The organism is Microcoleus sp. D2_18a_D3, assembly GCF_036702455.1.
Classification (GTDB): domain Bacteria; phylum Cyanobacteriota; class Cyanobacteriia; order Cyanobacteriales; family Microcoleaceae; genus Microcoleus.
Genome location: NZ_JAUBTK010000005.1, coordinates 22,299 through 47,104 on the forward strand (window position 1 = coordinate 22,299; position 24,806 = coordinate 47,104).

Annotated in this window: 19 protein-coding genes; 13 read left to right on the forward strand and 6 right to left on the reverse strand. The window is 44.0% G+C overall.

Annotated features, from left to right (window positions below; all coding sequences use genetic code 11):
• Window positions 1–79 precede the first annotated feature (79 nt).
• Complete coding sequence (locus tag QUB06_RS03915) at window positions 80–259, forward strand: hypothetical protein (protein ID WP_333434195.1); 180 nt, start codon at window positions 80–82, stop codon at window positions 257–259.
• A gap of 938 nt (window positions 260–1,197) precedes the next feature.
• Complete coding sequence (locus tag QUB06_RS03920) at window positions 1,198–1,824, forward strand: hypothetical protein (RefSeq protein ID WP_333434196.1); 627 nt, start codon at window positions 1,198–1,200, stop codon at window positions 1,822–1,824.
• A 109-nt stretch (window positions 1,825–1,933) separates the two neighbouring features.
• Here QUB06_RS03920 and QUB06_RS03925 read toward each other — a convergent pair whose 3' ends face one another.
• A complete protein-coding gene (locus QUB06_RS03925) occupies window positions 1,934–3,859 on the reverse strand; it encodes a type IV secretion system DNA-binding domain-containing protein (protein ID WP_333434197.1) in 1,926 nt (641 codons plus the stop codon).
• Window positions 3,860–4,105: 246 nt separating this feature from the next.
• Here QUB06_RS03925 and QUB06_RS03930 point away from each other — a divergent pair, with 246 nt between their 5' ends.
• Window positions 4,106–4,879 (forward strand): hypothetical protein, encoded by a 774-nt coding sequence (locus QUB06_RS03930; protein ID WP_333434198.1) that lies wholly within the window; start codon window positions 4,106–4,108, stop codon window positions 4,877–4,879.
• Window positions 4,880–5,120: 241 nt separating this feature from the next.
• The gene (locus QUB06_RS03935; RefSeq protein ID WP_333434199.1) at window positions 5,121–6,161 is read left to right on the forward strand and encodes a DUF5895 domain-containing protein; all 1,041 of its coding nucleotides are present in this window, start codon (window positions 5,121–5,123) and stop codon (window positions 6,159–6,161) included.
• Window positions 6,162–6,309: 148 nt separating this feature from the next.
• Here QUB06_RS03935 and QUB06_RS03940 read toward each other — a convergent pair whose 3' ends face one another.
• From QUB06_RS03940 to QUB06_RS03955, 4 genes are all read right to left on the reverse strand, one after another.
• Window positions 6,310–7,017 (reverse strand): hypothetical protein, encoded by a 708-nt coding sequence (locus tag QUB06_RS03940; protein ID WP_333434200.1) that lies wholly within the window; start codon window positions 7,015–7,017, stop codon window positions 6,310–6,312.
• Between the two features lie 244 nt (window positions 7,018–7,261).
• Window positions 7,262–7,780 carry a hypothetical protein gene (locus QUB06_RS03945; RefSeq protein WP_333434201.1) on the reverse strand — a complete coding sequence of 173 codons (519 nt, stop codon included), beginning with the start codon at window positions 7,778–7,780 and terminating at the stop codon, window positions 7,262–7,264.
• 50 nt (window positions 7,781–7,830) lie between these two features.
• Entirely contained in the window at window positions 7,831–10,164 is a 2,334-nt protein-coding gene (locus tag QUB06_RS03950; protein WP_333434202.1) for a M23 family metallopeptidase, read from the reverse strand.
• A 312-nt stretch (window positions 10,165–10,476) separates the two neighbouring features.
• Entirely contained in the window at window positions 10,477–10,815 is a 339-nt protein-coding gene (locus QUB06_RS03955) for a hypothetical protein (protein WP_333434203.1), read from the reverse strand.
• Window positions 10,816–11,183: 368 nt separating this feature from the next.
• Here QUB06_RS03955 and QUB06_RS03960 point away from each other — a divergent pair, with 368 nt between their 5' ends.
• The 5 genes from QUB06_RS03960 to QUB06_RS03980 all read left to right on the forward strand — a co-directional run bounded on the left by QUB06_RS03960 (window position 11,184) and on the right by QUB06_RS03980 (window position 19,581).
• The gene (locus tag QUB06_RS03960; protein ID WP_333434204.1) at window positions 11,184–11,864 is read left to right on the forward strand and encodes a hypothetical protein; all 681 of its coding nucleotides are present in this window, start codon (window positions 11,184–11,186) and stop codon (window positions 11,862–11,864) included.
• Between the two features lie 55 nt (window positions 11,865–11,919).
• The gene (locus QUB06_RS03965; protein WP_333434205.1) at window positions 11,920–12,504 is read left to right on the forward strand and encodes a class I SAM-dependent methyltransferase; all 585 of its coding nucleotides are present in this window, start codon (window positions 11,920–11,922) and stop codon (window positions 12,502–12,504) included.
• A 195-nt stretch (window positions 12,505–12,699) separates the two neighbouring features.
• Window positions 12,700–14,496 carry a bifunctional 3'-5' exonuclease/DNA polymerase gene (locus QUB06_RS03970; RefSeq protein ID WP_333434206.1) on the forward strand — a complete coding sequence of 599 codons (1,797 nt, stop codon included), beginning with the start codon at window positions 12,700–12,702 and terminating at the stop codon, window positions 14,494–14,496.
• Window positions 14,497–14,623: 127 nt separating this feature from the next.
• A complete protein-coding gene (locus QUB06_RS03975) occupies window positions 14,624–18,073 on the forward strand; it encodes an AAA domain-containing protein (protein ID WP_333434207.1) in 3,450 nt (1,149 codons plus the stop codon).
• Window positions 18,070–19,581: a phospholipase D-like domain-containing protein gene (locus tag QUB06_RS03980; protein WP_333434208.1), complete on the forward strand. Its 1,512-nt coding sequence runs from the start codon at window positions 18,070–18,072 to the stop codon at window positions 19,579–19,581. The genes QUB06_RS03975 and QUB06_RS03980 overlap by 4 nt, the downstream gene beginning before the upstream one ends.
• Before the next feature lie 102 nt (window positions 19,582–19,683).
• Here QUB06_RS03980 and QUB06_RS03985 read toward each other — a convergent pair whose 3' ends face one another.
• Window positions 19,684–21,270, reverse strand: coding sequence for an AAA family ATPase (locus QUB06_RS03985; RefSeq protein ID WP_333434209.1), 1,587 nt, complete (start codon window positions 21,268–21,270; stop codon window positions 19,684–19,686).
• 320 nt (window positions 21,271–21,590) lie between these two features.
• Here QUB06_RS03985 and QUB06_RS03990 point away from each other — a divergent pair, with 320 nt between their 5' ends.
• The 4 genes from QUB06_RS03990 to QUB06_RS04005 all read left to right on the forward strand — a co-directional run bounded on the left by QUB06_RS03990 (window position 21,591) and on the right by QUB06_RS04005 (window position 24,793).
• The gene (locus tag QUB06_RS03990; protein WP_333176407.1) at window positions 21,591–22,292 is read left to right on the forward strand and encodes a hypothetical protein; all 702 of its coding nucleotides are present in this window, start codon (window positions 21,591–21,593) and stop codon (window positions 22,290–22,292) included.
• Window positions 22,293–22,587: 295 nt separating this feature from the next.
• Window positions 22,588–23,022, forward strand: a complete 435-nt coding sequence (locus tag QUB06_RS03995) for an aminoacyl-histidine dipeptidase (RefSeq protein ID WP_333261053.1) — start codon at window positions 22,588–22,590, stop codon at window positions 23,020–23,022.
• A 398-nt stretch (window positions 23,023–23,420) separates the two neighbouring features.
• Complete coding sequence (locus QUB06_RS04000) at window positions 23,421–24,401, forward strand: radical SAM protein (protein WP_333298200.1); 981 nt, start codon at window positions 23,421–23,423, stop codon at window positions 24,399–24,401.
• On the forward strand, window positions 24,398–24,793 hold the full coding sequence (locus QUB06_RS04005) for a DUF6375 family protein (protein WP_333176401.1): 396 nt from the start codon (window positions 24,398–24,400) through the stop codon (window positions 24,791–24,793). Before QUB06_RS04000 ends, QUB06_RS04005 begins: the two co-directional genes overlap by 4 nt.
• Window positions 24,794–24,806: the final 13 nt, after the last annotated feature.

Consider the following 24,806-nt stretch of genomic DNA (forward strand, 5'->3'; position numbering starts at 1 on the left):
AGTCCTCGATTCAACGGGTCAATTTTGACACTATCTGTAGTGGTAAGGCGGGGAGCGGCGCATCATACAAGTAGAGTCTATGCGTCCAGGACTATTATTATTGATTGTTTTGCTTAATGTTCGAGCTGGAAAACTGTCTGTTGTAGGATTAACAGTCAAGGTAGGGGTTGCAAAATTTGTGCTTTTGCTACTTTTTTGGGGAAAACGCAATCGAAATGGCTTTGTTAAAGTCATGGCTGCACCCTTGATTTTTAATTGATTTGGCGTTGAGCAAATTCGAGGAATCTTTACTTACGCTTACTCCTACGACTGCGCTCAACTTGTTGCTCATCCTTATTATCGGCTAGACTAGATTATAAATATATTAGTTACAATACTGAACTTTATAGTTTTTGCTGCTGCAAGTCAGAAGAAATTTCTGTATATTTACGGAGAGTTGTTTGACTTATGTTAAGTCTTTATAAAGGTAACTGTTTTCCTGCGGGAAAATACTTAAATCAGGCAGGAAAATACTTAAATTAACGAATCCACTCCAAGCTTCCTAAGCGCCCGTTTCCTCTCGCTCGGCAGCACCGCTTGGAAAGTCATTCACTGCTCGGACACCCGACCCACTTCGGGCAAATCCAGCAGTGGCGGCGGTGTCAGCAACCTGACTCTCAACTAGAGCGAATTTTCTACCCGGGAGCGATCGCTCAAAAAGAGGCATCCTCGGTTCGTGGAAAGCGGGCTCGCGAAGAATGTAGCATACACGCGTAAAACGATAGCAATACCTTGAATCCCGCACGCTCGCTCGCTACTTTGATAGGATTGCTTGAAAAAACTGTAGCGTAAAACTTTACGATGATCAATTGCTGAGAGTTTGGAGAAAATCGAGCCGGGAAATACCGTTGCTGTTGGTACAGTTGCAGGCATTTTAGAATCAACTGATTCCCTCGGCAATTTGGCGGAAGGCGACTTATAGTTTAAGGAAAATTCCTCCGGGTCATTCGCTGGCGATCGCTTAAGAGAGGAAAGGCTGATTGTTTCTGCAACTGATGCTGCGTAGAGGCGGTATGCAGCGGATAATTTAGTAACGCTTTCTCCCAACAATCCTGTTCTTTACAAATATTTTATAACCAAAATATTCATTATTAATCAACAGCGTGCAGGCGACTAACGTCGCGCCCTCTGGGTAGGCTGTAACTGTCTTACCCACCTATGCAATTAATCACCCTCACTGATTTAATTTTTCTAGTCAATCCGACACAACTAACAGTTCCTATTGAATTGAAACAAGAGGGATTTCAACTAATAATGAAACAAACTTTATTGAAACTCCCCACTGAACCTCTGCTACTTGCGAATCCCAAAGTGGATAAGTGGATTATGGAAGTTAGTTTGCTATTTCCAGAGGTATTTGAATGGGAACCTCCTACATTCTTAGTCGATACTCAGTTTAGCGCTAAGCTTAATAAAGATGTATGCGTACAAATCAACGCCAATGCAGCTTTTCTTGAACGTCAATCCGTCCATTTAATTGAATGGGCAATCCGCCATCCTGCATTAAATTGGTCTGACCGAGTAAAATTGTGGACAGCAGCCGAATCTCTCTCGCTGTCGCCAGAAAATATCAAGCTAACCGTGTTAGCACTGCACCCAGCCCATCCGGGGACGAGGCGCGAACTCAGTTGGGACAGCCGGCAACACACACAGACAAGAGATTGGCTTGCGTCCGCGCTGGCAGGAAAGGCGATCTCGCCTGTTGCTGCTCGAAGAACATCACCGCCTGCTTGCGCGTCCCTAACTCATTTCGACATTGAGGGAATTCCAGAGGTGGAGATTTAGAGACTATTGTCGCAGCCGCTTAGAATGCGATCGCGACTGTTGCTATCCGCATCAATCCCAACTTCCAGTCAATACTGATGGAAAATTTTCCATTGGCTCCCCCACCAGCCTAGCGCTTGCCAATATCACCCGTGGCAAAAACCCGCCTGGAACGCCCAGTTTTACTGACAACTGAGTCTAGCGGGTCAGATCCAAATTTCTTGCCAAAACCTGGCGGCGTCGGCGATTGGGATGGAACGTTACCTCCGGCGTCTGGCAGAGGCAGCATCCGTTCTGCTTCCTCAATGCGATCGTACAAAGCGGCTGTAAGCTGGTCAAGACTTGCAAGTTGCACCCGACTCTCCAGCCGGAACCTGACCTCTGTATCCCAGAGAGCTTCGCTCTCGCTTTGCCGCTGCAAATCGGCTTTGGGAATGGGTATGGTCAGCGCGTAAGGAATTGACCCCTCGCCGCTGGAACTGTAGCCGGGGTTCGTAATTACACACCGTCCCTGGGGGAACCGCAAAATTTCGTCCACCGAAAACAGCGACATTTTTTGAAGCGACTCGTTCCAACTAATAGATTGATTGCTTTGAGATTGGCCGCCCATTGAACGGCTAGTGGACTTGCTTTTGAGCAAAACTTCTTTTTCTCCGTAGCGTTCGGAGTATTTTTTTGCAGTATCAGTGTTACCCGGATTGAATAAAATATGAGTGCTGCAAGCAGAGGCGATCGCCGCCCCCATTTTCTCCCCGTACCCTTCGTACAGTTGCTCCAAACTCTGAATTCCTAAAATGAAACAAGCTCCATTCGAGCGATATTCGTTAATCCACTGCGGCATCCGATCCAATCGAATGGAGGGAAATTCATCGAGTGAAATAACCAGTGGGTCTTTCCGAGGGCGACTTAAGTTGGACACAACGAGGAGGTGAATCGCGGCTGCTAGCAGAGGCCCCACGACGGAGCGACGCTCGTCATCTAATTTGAAAATAATCATCTGTCGGCCTTCTATTTTCGTTGGGATGTCCGACTTTCCCAAAAATGCTCGCAACAGGTCAGCTTGGATAAAACTGCTGAACGTTCCGGCCGCTGTCGTCAGAATTCCTGAAATAGTTTTTTCTGCTTCCTTAGCGCTCAAAAATTGGTTGAAGCTGGTAGCGACCCACTCATCGATTCGACGGGATTGAACCGCATAGTCAATCCGCTTTACCAAATTTGGCAACCTCAAAATTGCATAGAGCATTGCCATGTCTGGATACCTAGAACCCTTGACTAATTGAAGGAGTGCTTTAGCCAATAAGTCTCCAGCTTTAGAGAAAAACTCATCACCTTTTCCATTGCCTGCACTCGCATTTCTATTAATAACCTGACCGATTTCCCCAGCCATGACCGAATCTTGAGGGGACTTCATAAAGTCGAGGGGATTAATGATGCCTGAATAAGGTTCTCCCGGTGCAAATACCGACACTTGGTAGCCATACCGCGCTGCCAGAGGTGCGTGGAGTTTGAGCTGATCGCCTTTCTTATCGTATAGAATAATCGGAAATCCTTGCACCATTGCACTTTCTAGCGCCCTATCAATTGTAGAAAAAGTTTTACCCGACCCAGGTGCTCCAATTACTAAAGTTGACCGTTCTGCATGAGGGAGCCAAACAGTGGGAGGAGAACCAAAAGCTGTCTGAATAGTGGTAACAAAACCTTTAAGTTTTTTCCCCTTCCACCAATAGCGAGGACTGCCACACCATAGCGTGACTTTATTATGCTTGCGTTCCTTAATTTGTTTCAACGAAAGCTGAGTGGCTGCCATTTTTTCGGAAGTTCCGCACACCTTGCCAGTGGTAATTTTGCCCTTTCCATTTCCCAGAAACCGAGACAGTAAGAGGAGGAATATCAGCGCTCCTATTGTTAGATATCCATCCGGGTTATTGTATTGTTGGAAAAGACCGCCTAAGTCAATTGACGATAGGGGTGTGGGTTGCTGGGTTCTCCTCTGGGCTTGAGCGAGAACTGGAGTAGAGTTAGCCTGTGCTATCAAAAATTTAATCTCAAAATTCATAAGTATCTATCTGAATTCAATATTTTGTCTATCGCTCAATTAACTATGACCTCAGTTGTAGCTACAACTTAGTGTTTGCAGACAAGTAAGCTTAAATCAAAATTACTCAGTGTTAGTTCAGTCTTGGGAACGAGCAATTACAGCCAACAGTTCTAACTTTCGGTAGAAAACAACCAGCACTTGATATTATCCCTGCTAACGCAGTCAGCAGGATAGGAATCAAAATTATTGAAAGATTTTTTTACCGTGAACAAGAAACAAAAAGAGTGGCTGTCAGAGCTTTTGAAGAGACACCCGGACTATGAAATTTTAAAACGCAGCACCATCAAACTAGGAAGAGGGGACATTTCGCTAACTTTAGAACGTACAGAATGGATCTACATGGGAGCCGTTGAAGTAAAATATTCAGGAGCCTATCTACCTGGATTAAAGTGGCATTATCTTAACGCCAGACTATCCAGAACGGGCAAATTGCTTTCCGACTTAACCTACAACTCTAAAGTCGTGTCTTACCCTCACTGTCCGCTGGCGCCTGACTGGTTGACAAAATCTAACTTAGAAGAGGTGAAAATTCAGGAAGGAGAACAGATGAATCTCCCCTTTCACGAAGCTGTACTGATGGTAAGCCAGCCCCCGCTACTGAAAGGGAGTTTTTACCGAGCCAAGCAGTGGCATAAGCCAAAACCTGAACGATCGCCTGTAGCAAACAGTCGCCGCACTCCAAAAACTTTCCAGCGCGAACTGCCATTTTTGAAGCCAAAAACCCTAGCTCCCGATACTAAATTTGTCCCCCTTGCTTGTATTGATGGCGGTTTCGTACAGGTTCCTGAATATCTAATAAAGTTGTTAGAAGAAGCCAATGCTAGTCTATCTGAACGAGCAGATGCAGCTTCTTTGTATGCTATCGCGGGTTTGAAAGGAGCCATCAACTTTGTAGAAGGACTGCCTCTACTGCGGACAATAGGAATAAACGCTTTACCGAGCGTCGATCGCGCCCAATATTGGCAGCGAGAAAATTAAAAAAATTGTGAGTGCTTGATTCTGATAATAGCGCAACTTCAGAAATTGCTGAAGCTGCGCGAGCGCTTTCACAATCGTTCTTTTTTTTGCACACTTAATTAGTCTTCCTCACGATTCGGTAGTTCTGTACTACCAGTTAATTTTTTTATGATTTTTTAATTTTTTTGACCAAATTACTAGGCTTAACTGTGCTACCTCTTACCCTTTTTAAAGGTAAGGCTACCGCCTTGCAGGAACTGCAATGTCACAAACTTTTAGAATGGTTAAAACCAATAGTAAAGCTAAAGCAAAAAGCTCAAATAACGCAGGAATGACTGAAGGCACAATCCCACATCAGTCAGAAGACCTTGATTTTGAAATTGACCCCGAACTCCTAGAACCCGGTCACAATCAAGTAAGGCGACCAATTCTGCCCTATGGCATCGTCATCAACGAACAAGTGGCGGGAATATTAATTCCAGAGGATCAGCTAGAAAAAGCCAATTGGTTTGTCATGCCAACAGAAGAGGAAATGACTACAATTGGACTAACAGAAGATGTTACAGGCCTGCTGTTCTCTAAATGCCGCTTATGCGTGCTGGGATTCGTCCCTGAATACATTCGTTACAAGAATGACGTTCCCGATCTAGGCGGTAGTGTTGTCGGGCTGTACGAAGAGTATAAAGCTCAACTCGATAAAAAGATAATGGATGTTGTTAGCGAACACGCCATTGTCTTCTTGGATGAAAACAATCGTCCCAGACACAGCACGCCTATTGTCGTCAGATTTAAAAATGTTGCGCTTTGGAGCTTTAAAGCAGCCAGAGACGAATTCTACCGTTTGTTGGAAAAAGCATTCGCCGATTATTTCCAAATTCCTTTCAGCGGGAAAACCGATAAATGGCGAAGTCTTGGTATCCTAGAGGTGGAATTCAAAGGAGTTAAAGAAGGTGAAGGCTCTAATAAGAGCTACTGTTGCAAAACTGTCAGCTATACTAAGCCAACTGCTGATAATTTCCCCTTTCTATATCTGGGACGCCCGCAGCATAAAAATGCGATTTGGGGGCTGCACGATATCATTGCCGGATTCACTGAAATTCCTGCATTACCAGGTACAGCCGAACCGCAAATTCAAGTGCTGCCACCCGCTCCTCGTAAAGTAGAAAATGGAAAAAAGCAGACCGCCAATCATAAATCCCCTCGTAAAATTGCCGCTGAAGTAATAGAAGAAGAGGATGATTTCGACGATTTAGATGAAGAAGAGGAGTTCGATGATGATTTTGATGCGGAAGCAGATGACTAACAGCCTCGGTTAGTTACTTTTGAAGAAGTGCCTCATATCCAGTTAGGGAGCGAGGCATTTTTTTATTGGTGCGGAACAGGTGATCGCTAACGAAGAGCCAAGTTCAAATACTTTAAAGTCGCTTATTTCATTTTATTGGGAAGCTCAATCAAGGAACTGTTTTATTAGGAAGCTCAATCAACGAACTGTTAGCTAACTGGTACTGGCTGCCGTTGAAGCAAAGAAACAACTGCCGAATACCATTTTGTGACGGCTGCTGTACTTGCAAGCAAGGCAAATCAGAGGTTTTTGAGGGGTCACTTACTACTTGAAGTAGCGGTTTATTAGGTGGCAAGTTTTCGTTTAAATAACTAGCAAATACACGATGAGGAGGAACATTCTTTCTGAATAAATACCCAGCATATAAGCAACCTCCCGCCCCACAAACTCCAGGGCTGTTAAAATTAAAAATAACTAATCGGCCTGCTTGTCCGTTTACAGCCCAAGCCAACACATTTGATGCTGAATTCTGGGGGTTCAGGTCAGAATTTTCGGCAACTATGCCTTGAACAGTTTCAACAGGGATGAGTCTAGTAGCAGGTGTCCAAGAAATCGTTGTAGCACTCGCGGTGCAACCAGCAGTTCCTAACAACATCGATAACAGCAAGAACAAGACCACTCCAAAGCGGAACCACCGCCCAATAAATAAAAACGATGATACTCTGGACTGAGAATTATTTAGGGAAGTAGAAGCGGGGTTTGGGAGTTCCTTATGAGAAGGTTGACAAAACAGTAATAAATTTTTATTTGCAGCTATGATTTGTGGCTCCCCTATGTGTTCTGAACCTGAAGTTAGTTGTTGCTTTTTGCTAAACATTGCTTTAATCTCCGTGAATTATTTCTATGTAGATGTCATACCAAATCCGGTTATGAAAGACACCCGGCAGCTTTACCAAATCCGGTTATGAAAGACACCAGGCAGATTTACTAAATCCGGTGACGAAAGACACCCAGCAGATTTACTAAATCCGGTGACGAAAGACACCCAGCAGATTTACTAAATCCGCTTTAAGCAAAAGTTTAAGTTTTGCTTGTAGGAGTCTTATTAAAGCGAACATATCTCACTTATCTTTGCTGGTTTTACTAAGTGAAGGAACAGTAATCCCAACCTGCTTAAATGCCCAAAGCTCTTCTTCCGAAAATTGCCAAGTGGGTTCTCCCAAATTCGGCTGCAAGGTAGAGCGGAACTTATCAATACTCCCTGCCTTGTTGATGGAGTAACGCAATTCTCCCAGAGCGATTTGCCTTGCTATCGGCAGCTTGACAGTGTGGCTGTAAGGATAAAAATCGTTGGTCGGGTTGGAATAAAGCAAGCTACACTGCTTCCCTTGGAGAGAAACCAATACAGAAAAAGGCACGGCATCTCCCTGCAAATAGGCATCGAACAAGCGATATTGAGTGCTGCCATCTGTTACTTCAGTTACAAACTCTGTCCTGAGAGTCCCCAGACCAACAGGAAGGCAAGCTGAAGGGACATCAGCGTTCCGAGTCGGCTGGCTAAAAGCTGGGGGATGGGTAAATAAACTGTTCAACAAATAAACCAAAAAAGCTGTTAGCAAGCCCCAGGTAAATTTCAACATAATTGTCCGTTTTTTCAAGGAAATCATGGTGCAGAACATCTCCGTTTAATTCAAATTCCTTCTTGAGATGGGTTAACAGCCGTTCCATTAATGCGGGTTTCAAAGTGCAAGCGAGGGTCTGCCGTTGTCCCAGTGCTGCCTAGTCCGCCTATGACCTGACCTTGAGAAACACGATCGCCAACTTTGAGTTTCACTGAACCCTCGCGCAGATGAGCATACCGAGTTGTGCGACCGTTGCCGTGCTCGATTTCGATCCAGTTGCCGTAGCCACCGCCGCAGTTCTTTAACCCTTCCTGGCAGTTAGACACCGCTGTCTTGACAACGCCGCCGCCAACAGCTTTTACCGGACTTCCTATTGAGCCGGCAATTCCAATGCCGTTATAGATTTTCCGCACCCCGGAAACCGGACGAGTTCGCATCCCAAAGCGGCTGGTTACTGGCCCATTCGCAGGCTTGATATACTGACTCGTGGATTGACCGCCGCCGGGGGCAGCACTCGCAGAATTAGAGGATTGCACTGCACTGGAAGTCGGAACGCAAGCAGCAGCATTCGACTCCGCGATCGCCCTACCTCCCTCTCGATAGCGCCTCAAAACATCCTGTCCGTAACTTGAGAGAGTTAAACGACCGAATGTATCGGTTGAAGAGCCGTCAACTTTGGAATAGTCGCCCCCGAAATGCTTTTGAGCTACTCGCTCAATTAGGCGATCGCCACTAAAAAAACTTCCAGTAGTAGGGTCTTTTTCTTGAGAGGTGGCATTCAGCTTAGAAGCGAGACTTTGAGCAAAAACAGCTTCTCGATCGGCAGGCGGAAAAAATTGAAAAAGTTCTGCTTGAGTGGGTTGATAACCGCGTCGCAGTTTGGCTAAAAATTGCGTACCCCCTGGTTTAGATGAAATTGAACTAGCAGCATACTCGTCGTAGTTTATAAACTGGTACTTGCCCAACGGAACCCCGCAATTATTTCCGCCATCAACGCAAGCATTAACGCCGGCATTTTCGTAAGAACCGCTGCTTTCAATACTGGCGATCGCTTCCGACAAAGCGGGAACATTGACTCCTTGAACATTGCCAACTGACACTGGCGCTGGTGCAGTGCTACCCGGAGGACAAGGAACATTAATATTAGCTGCTGTAGCTACGCCTTTTGTAACAGGAGAAGATACTCCGCCGCGAACTGCCCCAGTTGGTACAGAGGAAGAGCCGCCAGAGGACGATTCCAGCGCCCCAACGAAAATGGGAGAATTAACCCGATAGGTGAAGAAAGGTACTGGGCCAATGAAATAAGGAGAGCAGCCACAAGGCGAACAAAATCGGAAGAATAGAGCCGTATCAACGGTATCGGTTTGCTCGTCCGGTTCCATGACCACTACCTTAAAAGCACTGCCAAAGGGCAATCTTCCCGTCGGTTCCTTGCCGCCGTTGACACCTTTAAGACAGCCCGATCCGCCCTCGACTTCCTGGTACTTACCGCTAATCCATTGCTTGCCTTCGAGCGAACCGCGAGCGTTCCGACCCGAATTCTCCAGATCGTCTAGTTCGATGTAAGCGCAATCATTTTCTTGGCAGGTAACTGAGAATCCCTGAACGTCGGAGCCTGATATCGTCTTAGTTCGCCGTCGCTCGGCAGGGCCATAAATCGCATCAATTCTCATTACTAAATTGCCGAATTCTGCTATGGGATTGGGAAAGCTAGACAGAGGTAAAGCATTCAGCCCAGGTACGTCTTTAATTAAGGTCGTTTGCCAATCTGAAAACGCGCCAAGTTGAGCGCTGCTTAAGTTCGGAATCGAAGATATTGAGTACTGAGACAGGTCAATTTCTCCCAGTTTCAACTGACCTAATTGTGGATTGGAACTGAGAACCCGATCTAGAGTGCGATCTGCTACATCAATGCCAGCAGCTTTTGTTGCTAGGAGTCCCGCCACCGGCGCAATCTCCGCGACTTTAAATTGACCGAGAAGAGGGATAGCCTGAACTAACTGATTTAACGACTGCTTGGCCACTAAAGTAAATGCGCTTAAAGCTACGCTATCTAAATTCAGACCAGCTTGCTGCGTTACAAAACCAAAGGATAACAATTCTGGTTGCAAAGCTTGGCTGATATCGCCCAACATGATGTACTGGTCAGGAGTTTGCCCTGCTGTCCAACTTCGGCTCAAATCATAGCCAACTGCCTGCTTGTACTCTCCCGCTGAAAGGCTTCCAGATTGACTGATGGGTGGCATTTGAGAAAAAGAAATTTGTGTCCAATCTGGCAAGAGGGCGTTAACTGAAGTAGGATTTCCTTGCCTGTCCCTCCCTGGTATTTCTAAAATTTTGGTTGGCATTTCAGTTGTATCAGCAGGAATTCGTGCCGTAGCAAATATTGGTTGCTCAAACAAAATGGAAACTATTAAGACTAGAGAGAATAACCATACTGATAATTGCCCGAATCTTGTTGATAATATTCTTCTCATGTTTGTGCAAAAAACTTTGGTTATTGGTTGAGGACACTGTAGAAAAGTTAAGCAATTAAGTGGGAAAAAGGAACCCACCGAACTTGATGAGGCTGCAATTGCGCTTCTTAAAATAAATAAAGCAGTCAACCGAGGCTTTACATAGAGCAGCCTCGGCGTAAAGCACTGCCGCTCTAAGTCATCGTCCCCGAAATGAGAAGTTTTATACAGGCGATTTGTAGCCTGCCATCTGAAGCACTACAGCTCTAAATCACCGCCGTATAAATGAGAAGTAGCTGTTTGATTTTGATAGGAATTAGCGTCATTTACCCCTCCCTTAAAATAAGGGTTAGGGTTAGCAGCCGTCTCCGTCCACGGAGTATCTGCTAAATTTAAATCGCCTTCAAAAACGTTTTCTCTATAGCCATCAGCAAAGTAGTCTGGAACCCCGTATCCCTCTGTTTGGTGACTGCTATAACCGTTGCTTCGATATCCGTTAAGGGAGGATTCGCACGGGTTACTTTCACGGCCACTAATAGCATAACCATCAGCGCTGTAACCTGGTTCATTGCCACAGATATTGTTTGGATCGTTCATAAATTATGTAGCTACAAAGTCGTAAGAATCAACAATTAAGCGTAGCTAGGGATAACGAGTAGGGGTTTCATCCGATAGTCGTAATTAAACTACCGCCTATCGGCGGATAGGCTACGGCGGCGATCGACGTAGCCTATCTGCAAACAACCAAGACCTACTGCTATTGGACGAAACAAAATATAGTGCTGCCATTGCTCTTAATTTCGCCCGCCTTCCATCCAGCAAGGTGGGTAAAAATTACTCAGAAATATAGAGGCGCGTATCTCTGCCGAATTGTTTGCCCAACAGACGGCGCAAATCCCTGTAGCTGAATTCGCTACGCGATTTTTCTGATCTTAATTCGTCACACAATTATCCTTCAAAAAGATATGACTCAGCTAAATCTGTTAACGCCCGAATTACTTGAACAAATTACCACTCACCCTGTAAAACCTCAGTCCGCCATTTTGGAAAAGCTGAAGCTATTAGCCCAGATAGGTATGCACCGCGACTTAATAGCCGTGCTACTGGAATTGACCGGAATTCCCCTTCCCCTTTTACGTTACTATGCAGGCCCATTAGTTTTACACAAAACTCCCTGGTCAGAAAGCATACCTGACTGGTTGAAAACGGCTTGCTTATCCGATAGGCTCGATTTAATTCTAGAGGAGTACAGCAACAGAATTGTAGGGAATTACTGCACTTCCACAGAAGTCGTGGCGTATATGATGGGAGCCACATTTGAAGCTCCTCTGCACCACAGTTATTACAACGTCTATATGTGGGCAGCACAAGACACCTTGACAAGACATAATCGGCTACCAAATGGTTACAACTTGTCCGAATTAGCTGAATTTTCAACGGTGAACTTTGACAGCATCCAAAATGATTATCACCATCTAGCTAGAGCAATTAGGAAAAGCGTTGTCCGCCATGCAGCATCCCAAGGCTGGGGCAAACGTAAATTGTCCCAAGATAAAAGCGCTGATGCAGATTTACCGCCAGAAATGGTAACAGCTAAGTCACCAAAAGATAAGTCAAAAGTTGAAGGGCAATTGACTTTATTTTAACAGGGAAAAAAAGGCAATCTTCGCCAATTCTAGCCCGAATAGCAGCAAAAATAAAATGAAAGATACTTCATCGCTTGCAGAAATGCTATATGAGCGAATCCGAGAAGCTCCACCTTATTCCTGGTTTCCGTCTCCCCCAGAGCTAATTGAGCTTATGATTGAAGAAGCTCAATTAGTTTCTGGAATCTACGCCTTAGAACCAACAGCAGGAGACGGCTTATTGGCGCAGGCTATGGTTAGAGCGGGTGCGATCGTTGATGTAATTGAAATAAACCCGCTGCTACAACAACTTCTGTTTCAAAAAGGGTTCAATCTAGTTGGAAGTGACTTTTTAACAACTGAACCGCAGAGGCGATATAGCAGAATTTTGGCAAATCCCCCATTTTCTACGCCCCACATCAAAGGAGTTGATTTGGATATCATACAACGTGCCTATAACCTTTTTTTAGCCAATTCTGGACGCCTGGTAAGTGTTGTTAGCAATTCCATGAATGTCCGAGGCGATCCGCGAGCGCAAGCATTTCGAGCCTTTCTTAAGCGCACGTCAGCCAAGTTAATCGAACTTCCCTTAGAAATATTTTGGGGGAGCGATCGCCCGGTTACTGTTGAGAGCTACCTAGTCGTAATAGACAAAAGGTAGATGATTGCTTCCCCACTATACCGTTTGGTTAGTGGGGACAGCGCAACTTACCTTTCAACAAATTACTATTAGTATCTTTCAAAATAAATATTAAGAATGTAACTTAGACTTCAATACCGAATGTCTGCCCCAATATCTCTGCTCGTTCTATCAATTTTACGACTAAAACTATTACCTTAAAACCCCTCTACTCCCATGAATAATTCCCCACACTTCGCCCCAAATCCTATTGTGGAATACGAGCTTATTACAAACTTTTCCAGACTAAATGATGTTCTCTCGCCTTTAATAAAAGCTCGTGTTATAGCCATAGACACAGAAACCACCGGGCTAGATCCACTTACGGAACGCATCCGACTTATCCAAATAGCTGTTCCCCACCGCCCAGTGATAATTGTCGATCTAGCTGCTTTTGCCGATCGCGAATTATCGCCTTTAAAAGCACTTCTAAACAGCAGTGCGCTCAAAATATTTCAAAATGGTAAGTTCGACTGGCAGGTACTAGAAATAGCTGGGCTTAGACCGTCTGGCCCATTTTTTGATGTCATGCTAGCGAGCCAGGTGTTGCGATCTGGACTCAAGAAAAACCACGATCTACAATCCCTCGCTCTTGAATTTTTAGGAATTAAACTTGACAAGAGCCTACAGTCGAGCAATTTCGGAGGTAAGCTATCAGCTTCTCAGTTAGAATACGCCGCTTTAGATGCTGCTGTCCTGCTGAAACTTAGAGCGCGACTCATCTCAAAACTTCGGAGTGCTGGGTTACTAGAAACCGCCCAAATTGAATTTGAAGCGATGCCTGCTGTAGCCCAAATGGAACTAAATGGAATGTTACTGGATGCAGAACAATGGCATTTGGTGGGGGAGGAACTGAAAGCTCAAAAACAGACTACGCTGCTGGAATTAGTGAAAGCCGGTCTTAAACCAGCCCCTAGCGCACAACTTTCGCTATTTCCAGAGATGGTGGAAACCATAAACCCCCGTTCGTCTGTACAAGTTTTAAGTGCTCTTCAGGTTCTCAACATTCCAATCAAGTCAACAACCAAGAGCGAACTTATTCCTCTAGCTGGTCAATACCCGATTATCCAGTTGTTACTTAATTATCGGAAATTAGCATCTTTGTGTTCAAATTTTACTGAGGCATTGCCCAAACACATTCACCCGATAACGGGGAGGATTCACCCCAGCTATCGGCAATGCGGTGCGCGTTCTGGACGCTTTAGTTGCAATAAGCCAAACTTGCAAAACGTTCCCAGGAATTCTACGGCAAAGGGGATGCGTGCGTGCTTCATTGTCGCTCCCGGATATCAAATTATTAAAGCAGATTACAGCCAAATCGAGCTAAGGATTGTCGCTGAAATATCTGGCGATCGCCGAATGCTGAATGCCTACGCTAAACGCGAAGATTTGCATACTTTAACGGCATCTTTGATTACAGGTAAGGCATTAGAGGAGGTAATGGCAGAGGATAGACAGATAGCTAAATCAGTTAATTTTGGATTAATTTATGGCATGGGTGCTGCAAAACTGCAAGCTTATGCTGAGGAAAAGTACGATATTTTTTTAACCTTGGACGAAGCTAAAGAGTTCAGAAGACGATTTTTCCAAGCTTATTCTGGAGTCAGAAGATGGCACGACAGCATCAGGAAAACGGTGTACGTCAAAGACATCAAGCAAATCCGTACAATTGGCGGACGTAGAAGACGGTGGGCAAAGAAACCCAGGCTTTCTGAGTTGCTAAATCACCCCGTTCAAGGAACTTCGGCTGATATGTTGAAAGTGGCGATCGCTCGTTTGTTCAAACTCCTACCCAAGACTGGAGCAAAATTAATCGGTGTGGTACATGACGAGATTCTGTTAGAGTGTCCGCAGACTACTTTAAAAAGAACCAGTCGCATTCTCAAAAAAGTGATGGTGGAAGCTGGAGAGCTATATTTGCAGCAAGTTCCTGTAGAAGTGGAAGTAACTATTTCCTCGTCATGGGCAAGTTAAACGCATTAGTTCCTGCTGTGTTTGGTAAAGTGCATGGAAATCTAAGCAATAGATAATTGCTAAAAAACCAGCCTAATTGGGATTTGTGTTACAAAAAGAATAGAAATATTCTATGGGTAGCTAAGTTATGCCAGCTCGCTTGATAAACGATCGCTATGCTATATCCCCCAACCCGCGATCGGGCGGGATGGCTGATGTCTATCAGGCAAGCGATATGCTTGATGACCTCCGGCGGGTGGCAGTAAAAGAATTCAAACACGGGCAGATTGAAGCAGATATTCTAGCCGAGTCTTTCAGACGTGAAACCCAAGCCCTGCAAGAGTTGAAGCATCCGGGAATCGTGGAACTTCTCGATTCTGGCAAGGATGAAACTACGGGTAACTATTTTCTCGTCTTGGAGTGGATGGAAAAGGATTTGGCAACACTTCTGAAAGAATCTCCACCAGACGGTTGGGATTCTTTCTGGAAAGCGGTAGCGTTACCCGTGTTGGAGGCTCTGGCTTTTTCCCATAATCGCAGAATAATACACCGCGATATCAAGCCCAGCAACATTTTAGTGGGGAGTGACGGTAAACTCAAACTTGCTGACTTTGGCATATCCAAGCTTAAGGGGTATTTGCAACCAAGCATTACTCTCAAAGACTTTGTATCGCGTACATTCACTCCGCCAGAAACCGACGATGGTTCCTATACCTACACCCGCGATATTTTCAGTTTTGGTGTATTGGTTTTGAAGTGCCTGACCAATATTGAACTCACAGACCATAATAGTATCCCCAGCGCACAGAAAGCGTTTAATGCACCACCTGAAATCCTTGAAATAATCGAGCGTGCTGTTTCCCTCGACCCCGCAGAGCGTCAACCTAATGCAGAGGTACTACTAGCTGAACTTAATGTTATTCAAGGGAAGACAAAAACAGGAGCAATTAAGAAGCCTCCTTGCTTCCTTAAGCTTATACCAAAGTGCTTGAACAGACTTAAAAGTGAAATTGAGATTTCTTCTGAAGTTGAGATCGAGAATCTTATCCTTGACGATCTCAATAATGAATCGGGTTGTGGGATTCGTCCCTATAAATTTAAGGACGACGCAGACGATCCATCTCGTGAAGATCATTACGAAATTTATGGTGTTTCCTATCGGTATCACATGAAGGTGGATCAAAACCGAGGAAATCACCTAGTTATTTTCAATGCTTGGTCTACTTCCTACTCGCAACTGGAACAGCGTCGAGAGCGTGCTTGGAATCTATCCTACGAGTTCAAATTTGGAACGCCACTGAATTTATATGAAGCAAAAGAGGTTATTCAGAAGCTACAGGATGCAGTTATAGAGCATGAAGCCAACTTAAAAGAACAAGAAGATGAAAAAGAAAAGCAACTGATATTCCAAGTTTGGTGGAATATTCTCAGAGCTAAAACAGATTGGGAGAAAAAACGAGAAAAACCGATTAAATACACAAGCGTTACTCGTGACGGAAACCGCGTTACCTTTGAACTATCAGAGCTTCCAGAAGATGACTTAGCTGGACAACCCCGCCATGTGACAAACTTAAAAGGATTTAGCATTGTGGGGGGAGATGTTGAACAGGTCATCAGTGACAGATTGACTCTTTATGTTAAATATGGAGAACCAGACAGACTCCCACAATCTGGTGAGTTACGCTTTGATACTCGTGCTGCTGAGGTTGCCCTAAATCGACAAAAAAATGCCCTTGATGCCATTCGATTTGACCAGGGAGTACGGTCAGACATTCGCCAATTACTCGTCAATCCTCAAGAAGTCCGTACTCCTGACGTAGAAGTAGATTTACAGTTTATTCAACCTCTCAATGAATCACAGCAGCAAGTTGTTAAAGCTGCACTCGCAACAGAAGATTTTCTGATTGTCCAAGGTCCACCAGGTACAGGAAAGACAACATTTATTACAGAAGTTGTTCTGCAAACTCTTAAAGCTAATCCTGATGCTCGAATTCTGCTCAGTTCACAAACTCATGTTGCACTAGATAACGCCCTAGAACGGATTCAAGCTAAAAATCCTAACTTGAAGTTGGTGCGACTTGGTAACCATGAACGGGTATCAGAGAATGTTCATTCGCTCTTACTCGAAGAACAGATGGAACAGTGGCGAGAGGGTGCAATTGCTAAAGGACAGGAATTTATTGATAATTGGTCAGCGCAACGAGGTATTTCTCAGCATAACAGTGAAATAGCCACACTATTTCAAGAAATGAAAACTCTGGTTACAAAAATTGAAAGTCTCAGAGGAGATGTTAATATCTGGAAACAGGATTTAGATAAAATACTAGCAATAAATTACAATCCAGAAAATCCAGATTCATTGTTGGAAACTAAAATCCCCAAGGATAAGCTAGAGGAATGTCAGAGTATTGAAGCTGAAATTAGTATCCTGCGTAAGCAATTAAAAGAAGCACGAGAGCAACAGAAGGAAAAAGCAAAGCGTCTTAAAGAATTAACCGGAAGCAGTATCAATAAACTTTTGAGACTTTCGGTTCAGGAGATAGAAGAGCGGATCAATAAACTAATAGATCCAAATGCACCCGATGCGAAAATGCTCCAACGGCTGATAGCTATTCAGGCGGAGTGGTTCGATCAGTTTGGTCGAAATGAGAAATTCAATGCACCTTTGATTAAGCGATCGCAAGTAGTAGCCGGAACTTGCATCGGAATTCCTAGAGATATTCAAGACATAGAATTTGACCTGTGTATTGTTGATGAGGCTTCAAAAGCTACGGCGACAGAAGTGTTGGTTCCAATTGCGCGATCGCATCGCTGGATACTCGTAGGCGACCCCAAACAACTCCCACCATTTCGAGATGAAGCCAGCAGAGATTCTGACTTTTTGGAAAAATACGAACTTAATCAGGATCATATTCGAGAAACTTTATTTGATCGACTCCTCAGAACACTCCCAGATGGGTGCCGCAAGATGTTAACAATCCAACATAGGATGGTAGCACCAATCGGCAATTTGGTCAGTGAGTGCTTCTATGATGGTCAGCTAAAAAGTGCCAGGACTGACTTAGATCAGCATCTTCGCAGTGTTTTACCACAACCTGTGACTTGGTTAACAACAACCAAACTTCCGAATAGTCGCGAACAGTCTGCCAATTCTAGCTTTAACAATATTTGTGAGGTCAATGTCATAGTTCAGTTTCTCAAACAGCTAAACCAGACGGCAGTAAACGCGCAGAAAAAATACAGTGTCGCTGTATTGACGGGGTATGCAGCACAGCTAAAGTTGCTCGATCGCAACCTTGCCTCAGAATTAAACAATTGGCAAGCATTAACAGTTGAGTGCAATACAGTGGATGCCTTCCAAGGACGCGAAGCTGATATTGCAGTGTACTCTGTGACTCGTTCTAACAAAGAAGGTAAAGTGGGTTTTCTACGCGATGCAGAACGATTAAATGTGGCTTTATCCAGAGGGAAAGTTGGCTTAGTCATCGTGGGAGATCACCACTTCTGTAGAACCTCACATGACAACCCATTACACCGAGTTTTGGATTACGTTGAAAGCCACCCTAAAAATTGCGCCATAAAGGAGCCTAACTTATGAGTTCAGAAGAATCAGTTTTTCTTACTTCCGAAGAACTACGCCGCTATGACAATCGTACAGGCTTCGATTTAGTTAGCTGTAAAGAAGTCGGATTGCCAGTTTATAAAATCACTGTTCAAGCTCTAACCCAACTCCGTAAACCGATTCCCCCGATAGAAGAATATGTCTTGAAAGCTATTAATGCTAGTTTATCCTCAGAAGTGGATATTGCTGGATTTCTTGGTCTCGAACCGTCTATTATCCGGGATGCAATGATAAATTTAAGGATGAGTGAGGATATTGACCTCATAGCTCCTGATGGATCTCTAATGCAAGTTTGGAAATTGACTAAGAAAGGCGAAGGAACCCTCCGCGATGCCAAAATTATTGTTCCCGAAGAGCGAACATTTGATATAAATTTTGATGGGCTTTTACGGTATCCTCGCTGGTATGGGCGATTGGAATCACGTTTACTCAAGCAAAAAGACTTGCGCAATCAAGAAATCATAGAAATTGAACCATCTCCGAAAAAGCTACCCGAACTTTCCGATCTTAAACTCAAAGATGTGGACTCAATTATTCGCCAGATTGAGGGAGCAAGCAAAGCTAAATTCAAGCAAGATAGAGACCTTTTAGCCTTGAAAGCTATTGAGCGCAGACAGAGATTTTTTCAACCTGCTTTGCTCCTAATTTATAAAGCAAAAGACAGTGATGATATTCAGGTTGCCTTTGCTATCGATGGTGTTCTTTCTAATGAACATGAAGCAGCTTTTGCTCGTGCTAATGGTGTCAAGAAACTTCGCTTACTAGAAGCATTGAGGGAAAGCGCACCTAGAAAGTTAGCAGAAGAAGTTTTAGGGCATGAATTTGTTGCTCAAGCTCCCTTACAAGAAGCTGAAGCACTGAAAGAAGAGGTATCTTCAGCTCAAGCTAAAATTGATACGGATCGAAATAGCGTTGCAGAGGCTGAAACGGATGAAGACAAGGCTGCTTTAGAGCAAAAAATTATTGAGCAAGAGCAGGAAATAGAAATTCTCAAACAGCGCTTGAATTCATTTCAAATTAGTTACCTAGAAGTTTACGACCACCCTGAGATTCTCAAACAGGCTATTCAAGACAGTCAAAAACGTTTGATGATTATTTCTCCTTGGATTCGAGCTAATGTTGTAAAGAAACAGTTTATTGAACAGCTAGAAAAACTACTTAAGTGTAACATACAGCTTTTAATTGGGTACGGTTTGGGAAAAGATGAAGATGATAAAAAATACCCATCCGATATCCAAGCGGAGAAAAATCTTAAAAAATTAGCGAATCAGTACAAAGATAATTTTATCCTTAAGCGTTTGGGAAATACCCACGCCAAAATTCTGATATCTGATGCGAAATTTGCTGTAGTAACAAGTTTCAATTGGCTTTCCTTCAAGGGAGACCGCGATCGCACGTTCCGGGATGAGCGAGGGACGCTTGTATCTGACCCCCAGAAAATTGATGAACTGTTCGATAGCTATAGGTCGCGATTTAACGATTGAATTTGAGGACAGAGCAAAAATGACTTATGCAAAGGGGGAAGGGTGAAATTGTGTCATTTTCAAGTTCACGATAATCCTTCCCTCCCTTTCCTCTGGTGATCGCTAACCAAACAACTCCTGTAACGGAATAGAAAATCGCGATCGATCCTGCCCAATAGCCGATCGAGCATAAGTCGCTTGATTGCGAATCGCTAAAATTTGCTCTTCATCGCGCAGCATCGACGGCGTAAACTGATAGCGCTGTTGTCGGAGGTCGTTCAAAGTCACTTTCAATTCATCCGGCTGTTTCCCTTGTACCCGATCGCGATAATATATCTCCTCAGCACATTTTCTCACGGCATTGCCTATTTCTGCTGGCGTACAAAGCCTGTAATCCCTCAATAAAATCCGCCACTCATCATCTGTCCAAGGCGACTCAGAAGCATTACGAAACTCAGGAAAATATTTTTTGAGATGAAGATTAAAAATTTCATACATCGCCCCTTCGTGAGGCAAATCCACAAAGAAAATATCATCAAAGCGACGAATTAATTCCGGCGGTAACATCCCCAAACGGTTAACTGTCGCCACGATATAAATTGGGTATTGATGCTCTTGCATCCACGTTAAAAGCTTCCCCGATAAGCGCCTAGAAACTCCGCCATCTGCATTGGAATCCCACCCTGCAAAACCTTTATCAAAATCATCCCAATAGAGAATTGTAGGACTTAAAGCCTGAGTCAGTTCCAGCAATTCGCGCAAAGCTAAATCTGGTCTGGAAGAACCGACAATCGAACCCCAATCAGCCGCCAACAGCGGTACTCCCATCTTCTTAGCCGCAAGTTTAGCACTCAGACTTTTGCCCGTACCCGGCGGCCCCCAGAGAATCATACCCTTGGGAAATTTGAGTCCGTATTTCTCTGCTTCTGGACTCAACAGAGAAGCCACCTTTGACAGCGACTCGTCTAGCAAGTCTAAACCTCCTGCATCCGGCACATCTGCCTCGGCAATAAACTCTAAGCCTCGCCCCCGCAGCTTGTTAACCTTGTGGTCGAGCACCAACCGCGCTATTTCCTCCACACTCGAAGCAAAAGCTAGCGATCGCTCCAAAATCAACTCGATCTCACCTTGTGGCAACCCCTGGCAAGCTCGAACCAAAGCAGTTTGCAACACCTCGTCACCTTTGTCGCCAAGCCAACGATTGCGATCGCAAAACAACTCCACCACCTTTTGCGCTGCAACTCGGGACGGTAATGGAGTCCTCAGTACCGGAATCAACGGCTGCAAGTTCACCGGCAATTGTATGTAGTTTTCCAGCATCACCCAAAACTGAGGAACCGCAGACCAAGATGAGTGATAGTAAGCATTTGCCAGTTGAAACCCCAGACGCGAACTCACCTGACCGGATTCGTCAAAATCTAGCACTCCCTCAAGAATGTAAATTCCCTCTCTCTTACTCTCTAATAGAAACTCAAGCACGTCAGAATCTGGGTGCAAGTCAGTATTTTGCAAGATACACTGACCGTCCCGACTAACAATTTCCTGCAAGCAACTGTACCCAGAGTTCCAAAAGAAAACAGGCAAATGCAGTTCCTGCCCCCAATTGTGGAACTGTGCTAACACTCTGATTCGGTCAGGCGTGTAATACTCCAGCCCGACAATCTTAATGCCTCTTTGGGCCAGAGCGAGCCAGTCATTAATGGTACGCATAAATTCAACGGTAAGAAATATTCAAAGGTACTCTTCTCATTGATAGGCTACAGTCGAGCGTTGCCATCAGCCAACAGTTCTACAGCAGCCAAACCTCCTCTTAATTCTTACGAATTATTTACGTAATTTCCTAAATATACATAATTAGGTATTTTTTTACTTTGGAAAAAATAACGAATTATTAGATGAATTTATTTCAAGGTAACAATTTTATAAATAATTATTAATAACAATAAAAAAAACTAATTATAAATTTGATGAAATTTGAGAGCGCCTAACGGCGCTGTTAGCCGTGAAGTAGTTTAATTAAATCAAACTTTATGGCTACAACAACAGCTAAAAACCATAACTCTCGCCCATCCAATGGAGCGGTGACTTTGAATGGCAAAAGCAATGGTGCTGCTAAGTCAAAGAGCCCAGCGACAGCTACCCAATCGCAGGTCAGTCGCCGTTCGACACTCACTGTAGAAGAGCAAGCAGACGCACTTCTAGACCGCGTGCGAACTACCATCCTGAAAAAGTTTGGAGTCAAAATTCAGCTGCGCGAAAAACGCCTCCAAACTAAGGTAGGTCACGCTACCAAGGAAAAACTAGGTTTGGATATTGCTGCACAGTTGAAAAAACGCGGCAAAACGATGAACTGGCAGCGTTGGAATAACGAAGTGTTTCCAGCTCTATTTGGTCAACCCGATGCACTGCGCCACGATATGGAAGTCATTGCGCTTGTGATGGCAAAACTATACGACGTTTTCGAGCTTGACCCGCAAGAAGCAATTAAAGGTCTTGTCAAATTCAATCAAGAATCGCTTGCTAAACGCAATAGCTATAACAAGCAGGATGAATCCGAAGATGAAGATGAAGATGATGATGTGGATGACTTAGAAGATGAACTTGATCCTGATGAAGATGAGGAAACAGATGAATCCGAAGAAGACTTGGATGAGGACAGCGAAGAAGACTTCGATACCGAGGACGAAGAAGATGAGGACGAAGATGAGGACGAAGATGAAGATTTAGAATAGTCTTTCACCCTCGCTCAAATTTTTCAGCTTCCTTCAGCGTCGCTCTTGTTGAATATGTAAAACTCTGCTCTACCTAAAAACGGTAGAGTAGAGTTTTTTATTTTATTCATCTTATTAGTATTTTAATAATTTTCAACTTTCATGGAAATATTTAAAGTATTAATTGCTTTCAATTTAATTAGTTTTAAACACAGTTATTAATATTTTATGTGAAAGTTAAGCCCAATATTAAACTTAAAGAGGCAGCGATTGCTGCTGTGTATATGAACAAACTTGAATTCAGGAAAATTGAGAAATGAGAGTCACTGAAAAAGTTCAAAAGACTAATGCAACCCATACCGCTAAAGCTCATAAGACTCAGATAAAAGCCCTAGACAAGTGCATTAGTTACAACGATAAACTTCGCCTAATGGTACTAGAAGTTTTGAGAGAAGAATCAGGTCGAGAACTGGCAAGCGTTGCTCGCTTTAACGGCGGCCAATTTGATTGGGAGACACATAATGCCCAATTTCGCGCTGACTACAGCGAGACACCTTTAAAGGAATTGATGCGTGCTGGTCGCATCCTATACGGATTGACCGATATGGATGCAATCCGCGATCGCCGCGCCAAGCATCGGGGCATTCGCAATCAACGGCTCGCCCGTCAGAGCAGCCCAGTTGCTTCCAGCTCGCAAAGTGTGTACGAAGAAGTGGATGTTGCTGACGACGACATCGATGATTTGGATTAAGTCGCTTGAGCAACTAAGAATCTCAAAAATTGCCTGTTAAGGGCGGCTTCCCCACTCCTCATTTATTCTAGGAGTGGGGAAGCTTATTGCCACCCACCCACCCTTTTATTCAGAGCTATTTTACTTTGTAAAAACCGTATTTGACCTGGATGCGGATTTTAGAGAGCTAAAAAAGGAGGAAAAAAGAGGAGAAAACAGCACAGTTTTTACTCATTACACCTACAATTTCCTACTTTTACCGTTGCAATCAGTATAAATACCTATCACTTTTTGTAAAGAATTGTTGCTTTTGGCGTAATTTTTTGTATTTTAGACCCTCGTAAATCCTCCTCAATCCTCGTAATATGTAGGGTAGTCGCATAGCAAGCCATGTCAAATAGACGTTATAGAGGGTAAAAATGAGTAACGTGAGTTCAATGGAGTCTAATCGTTACCATCTGGTTGCAACTACGTCTAATGTCTCCTCCACCTTGAAGGTTCGTGTTGGAGCCGCAGGTTTACATCTGTTCAATCGAAACACTGGTATGAATCTGTTAGTAGATGAAGTTAGTCTACCTCCAAGCATATGGTCAACTGCCCCACGTCAAGTATCTATCGCGCTGACGAATGCTTGCGATCTTACTTGCCCCCATTGTTACGCACCAAAAAATCCTGCTGTGTTGGATTTTGAGCAGTTAACGGTCTGGCTTACTCATTTGGATGTCAATGGCTGCATTGGTGTGGGCTTGGGAGGCGGGGAACCGACTCTATATCCTCGGCTCGCAGAACTCTGCTCTTTCGTAGCTGAAAAAACGGGTTTGGCTGTTACCATGACCACTCATGCCCATCATCTCAGCGATCGCCTTCTTGAGGATCTATCAGGAAATGTACATTTCATCAGAGTGAGCATGGATGGGGTTGAAGCTACCTACGAATCTCTCAGAGGAAGACCTTTTGCTACCTTGATTCAACGTATCAAGGCACTTAGTAAACGTTTTCCCTTTGGCATCAACTTTGTGGTTAACTCGAAAACTATTGATGACCTTGATAAAGCTATTGATCTCGCGGAAGAATTCGGTTGCTCTGAATTCTTACTTTTGCCTCAAGAAGCCACCCTAAGAACTGGCGGGATTGATAGCGATACTTGTAGAATATTGCAAGAATGGGTGGCTAACTACCGTGGATGTATTCCCCTTGCAGTCAGCGAGAGTGGTGCTGATGGACTTCCGACCTGTAATCCCCTTATTGCGGAAACAGGGTTAGAGGCTTTTGCCCATATAGATGCTTCAGGAATTTTAAAACCAACCTCATACAGTACTGACGGTGTTCAGATTCTTGAGGATGGAGTGATGTTAGCACTTCATAAGCTAGCTAGAAGTAATCAGGAGATAAATTTATGAAAGTTTGGCGTGGCTACGGGTCTGAACACTCGATGAACTTAGTGATGATTGGGCAGTTTAAGAGCGTTGATGACGCGAGAAAAACCAAACAAACAATTGACCAGCTTACTGAAAAGCTTGCTGACAAAATAGAAGTTGGTAGAACTAGAAACCGATTCGGAGATGAAGTTTCTGCTCTTTTAAAGGATGCAAATATCTATACTCTTGGTCCTCTGGAACTTGAGCAGTTTTTGTATGACGTAAGCACTCGAATAGAAGAAGACAAATTGATTCTAACTACTGATGAATCAGAAGTTTCCGCTTTTATGAAGCTTATGATTGATAGAGGAGCAAAAATTGAAATTTTTTCGGCTCATGATTACCCAGACGCTGAGTATGGGCGAGGTAAATAGACTTTTAAGATAC

Excerpts from the sequence above, each read along its gene's own strand:
- QUB06_RS03915 (WP_333434195.1), top strand. The coding sequence starts at position 80 with ATGCGTCCAGGACTATTATTATTGATTGTTTTGCTTAATGTTCGAGCT.
- QUB06_RS03920 (WP_333434196.1), top strand. The coding sequence starts at position 1,198 with ATGCAATTAATCACCCTCACTGATTTAATTTTTCTAGTCAATCCGACA.
- QUB06_RS03925 (WP_333434197.1), bottom strand. The coding sequence starts at position 3,859 with ATGAATTTTGAGATTAAATTTTTGATAGCACAGGCTAACTCTACTCCA.
- QUB06_RS03935 (WP_333434199.1), top strand. The coding sequence starts at position 5,121 with ATGTCACAAACTTTTAGAATGGTTAAAACCAATAGTAAAGCTAAAGCA.
- QUB06_RS03940 (WP_333434200.1), bottom strand. The coding sequence starts at position 7,017 with ATGTTTAGCAAAAAGCAACAACTAACTTCAGGTTCAGAACACATAGGG.
- QUB06_RS03945 (WP_333434201.1), bottom strand. The coding sequence starts at position 7,780 with ATGTTGAAATTTACCTGGGGCTTGCTAACAGCTTTTTTGGTTTATTTG.
- QUB06_RS03955 (WP_333434203.1), bottom strand. The coding sequence starts at position 10,815 with ATGAACGATCCAAACAATATCTGTGGCAATGAACCAGGTTACAGCGCT.
- QUB06_RS03960 (WP_333434204.1), top strand. The coding sequence starts at position 11,184 with ATGACTCAGCTAAATCTGTTAACGCCCGAATTACTTGAACAAATTACC.
- QUB06_RS03965 (WP_333434205.1), top strand. The coding sequence starts at position 11,920 with ATGAAAGATACTTCATCGCTTGCAGAAATGCTATATGAGCGAATCCGA.
- QUB06_RS03970 (WP_333434206.1), top strand. The coding sequence starts at position 12,700 with ATGAATAATTCCCCACACTTCGCCCCAAATCCTATTGTGGAATACGAG.
- QUB06_RS03975 (WP_333434207.1), top strand. The coding sequence starts at position 14,624 with ATGCCAGCTCGCTTGATAAACGATCGCTATGCTATATCCCCCAACCCG.
- QUB06_RS03980 (WP_333434208.1), top strand. The coding sequence starts at position 18,070 with ATGAGTTCAGAAGAATCAGTTTTTCTTACTTCCGAAGAACTACGCCGC.
- QUB06_RS03985 (WP_333434209.1), bottom strand. The coding sequence starts at position 21,270 with ATGCGTACCATTAATGACTGGCTCGCTCTGGCCCAAAGAGGCATTAAG.
- QUB06_RS03990 (WP_333176407.1), top strand. The coding sequence starts at position 21,591 with ATGGCTACAACAACAGCTAAAAACCATAACTCTCGCCCATCCAATGGA.
- QUB06_RS03995 (WP_333261053.1), top strand. The coding sequence starts at position 22,588 with ATGAGAGTCACTGAAAAAGTTCAAAAGACTAATGCAACCCATACCGCT.
- QUB06_RS04000 (WP_333298200.1), top strand. The coding sequence starts at position 23,421 with ATGAGTAACGTGAGTTCAATGGAGTCTAATCGTTACCATCTGGTTGCA.
- QUB06_RS04005 (WP_333176401.1), top strand. The coding sequence starts at position 24,398 with ATGAAAGTTTGGCGTGGCTACGGGTCTGAACACTCGATGAACTTAGTG.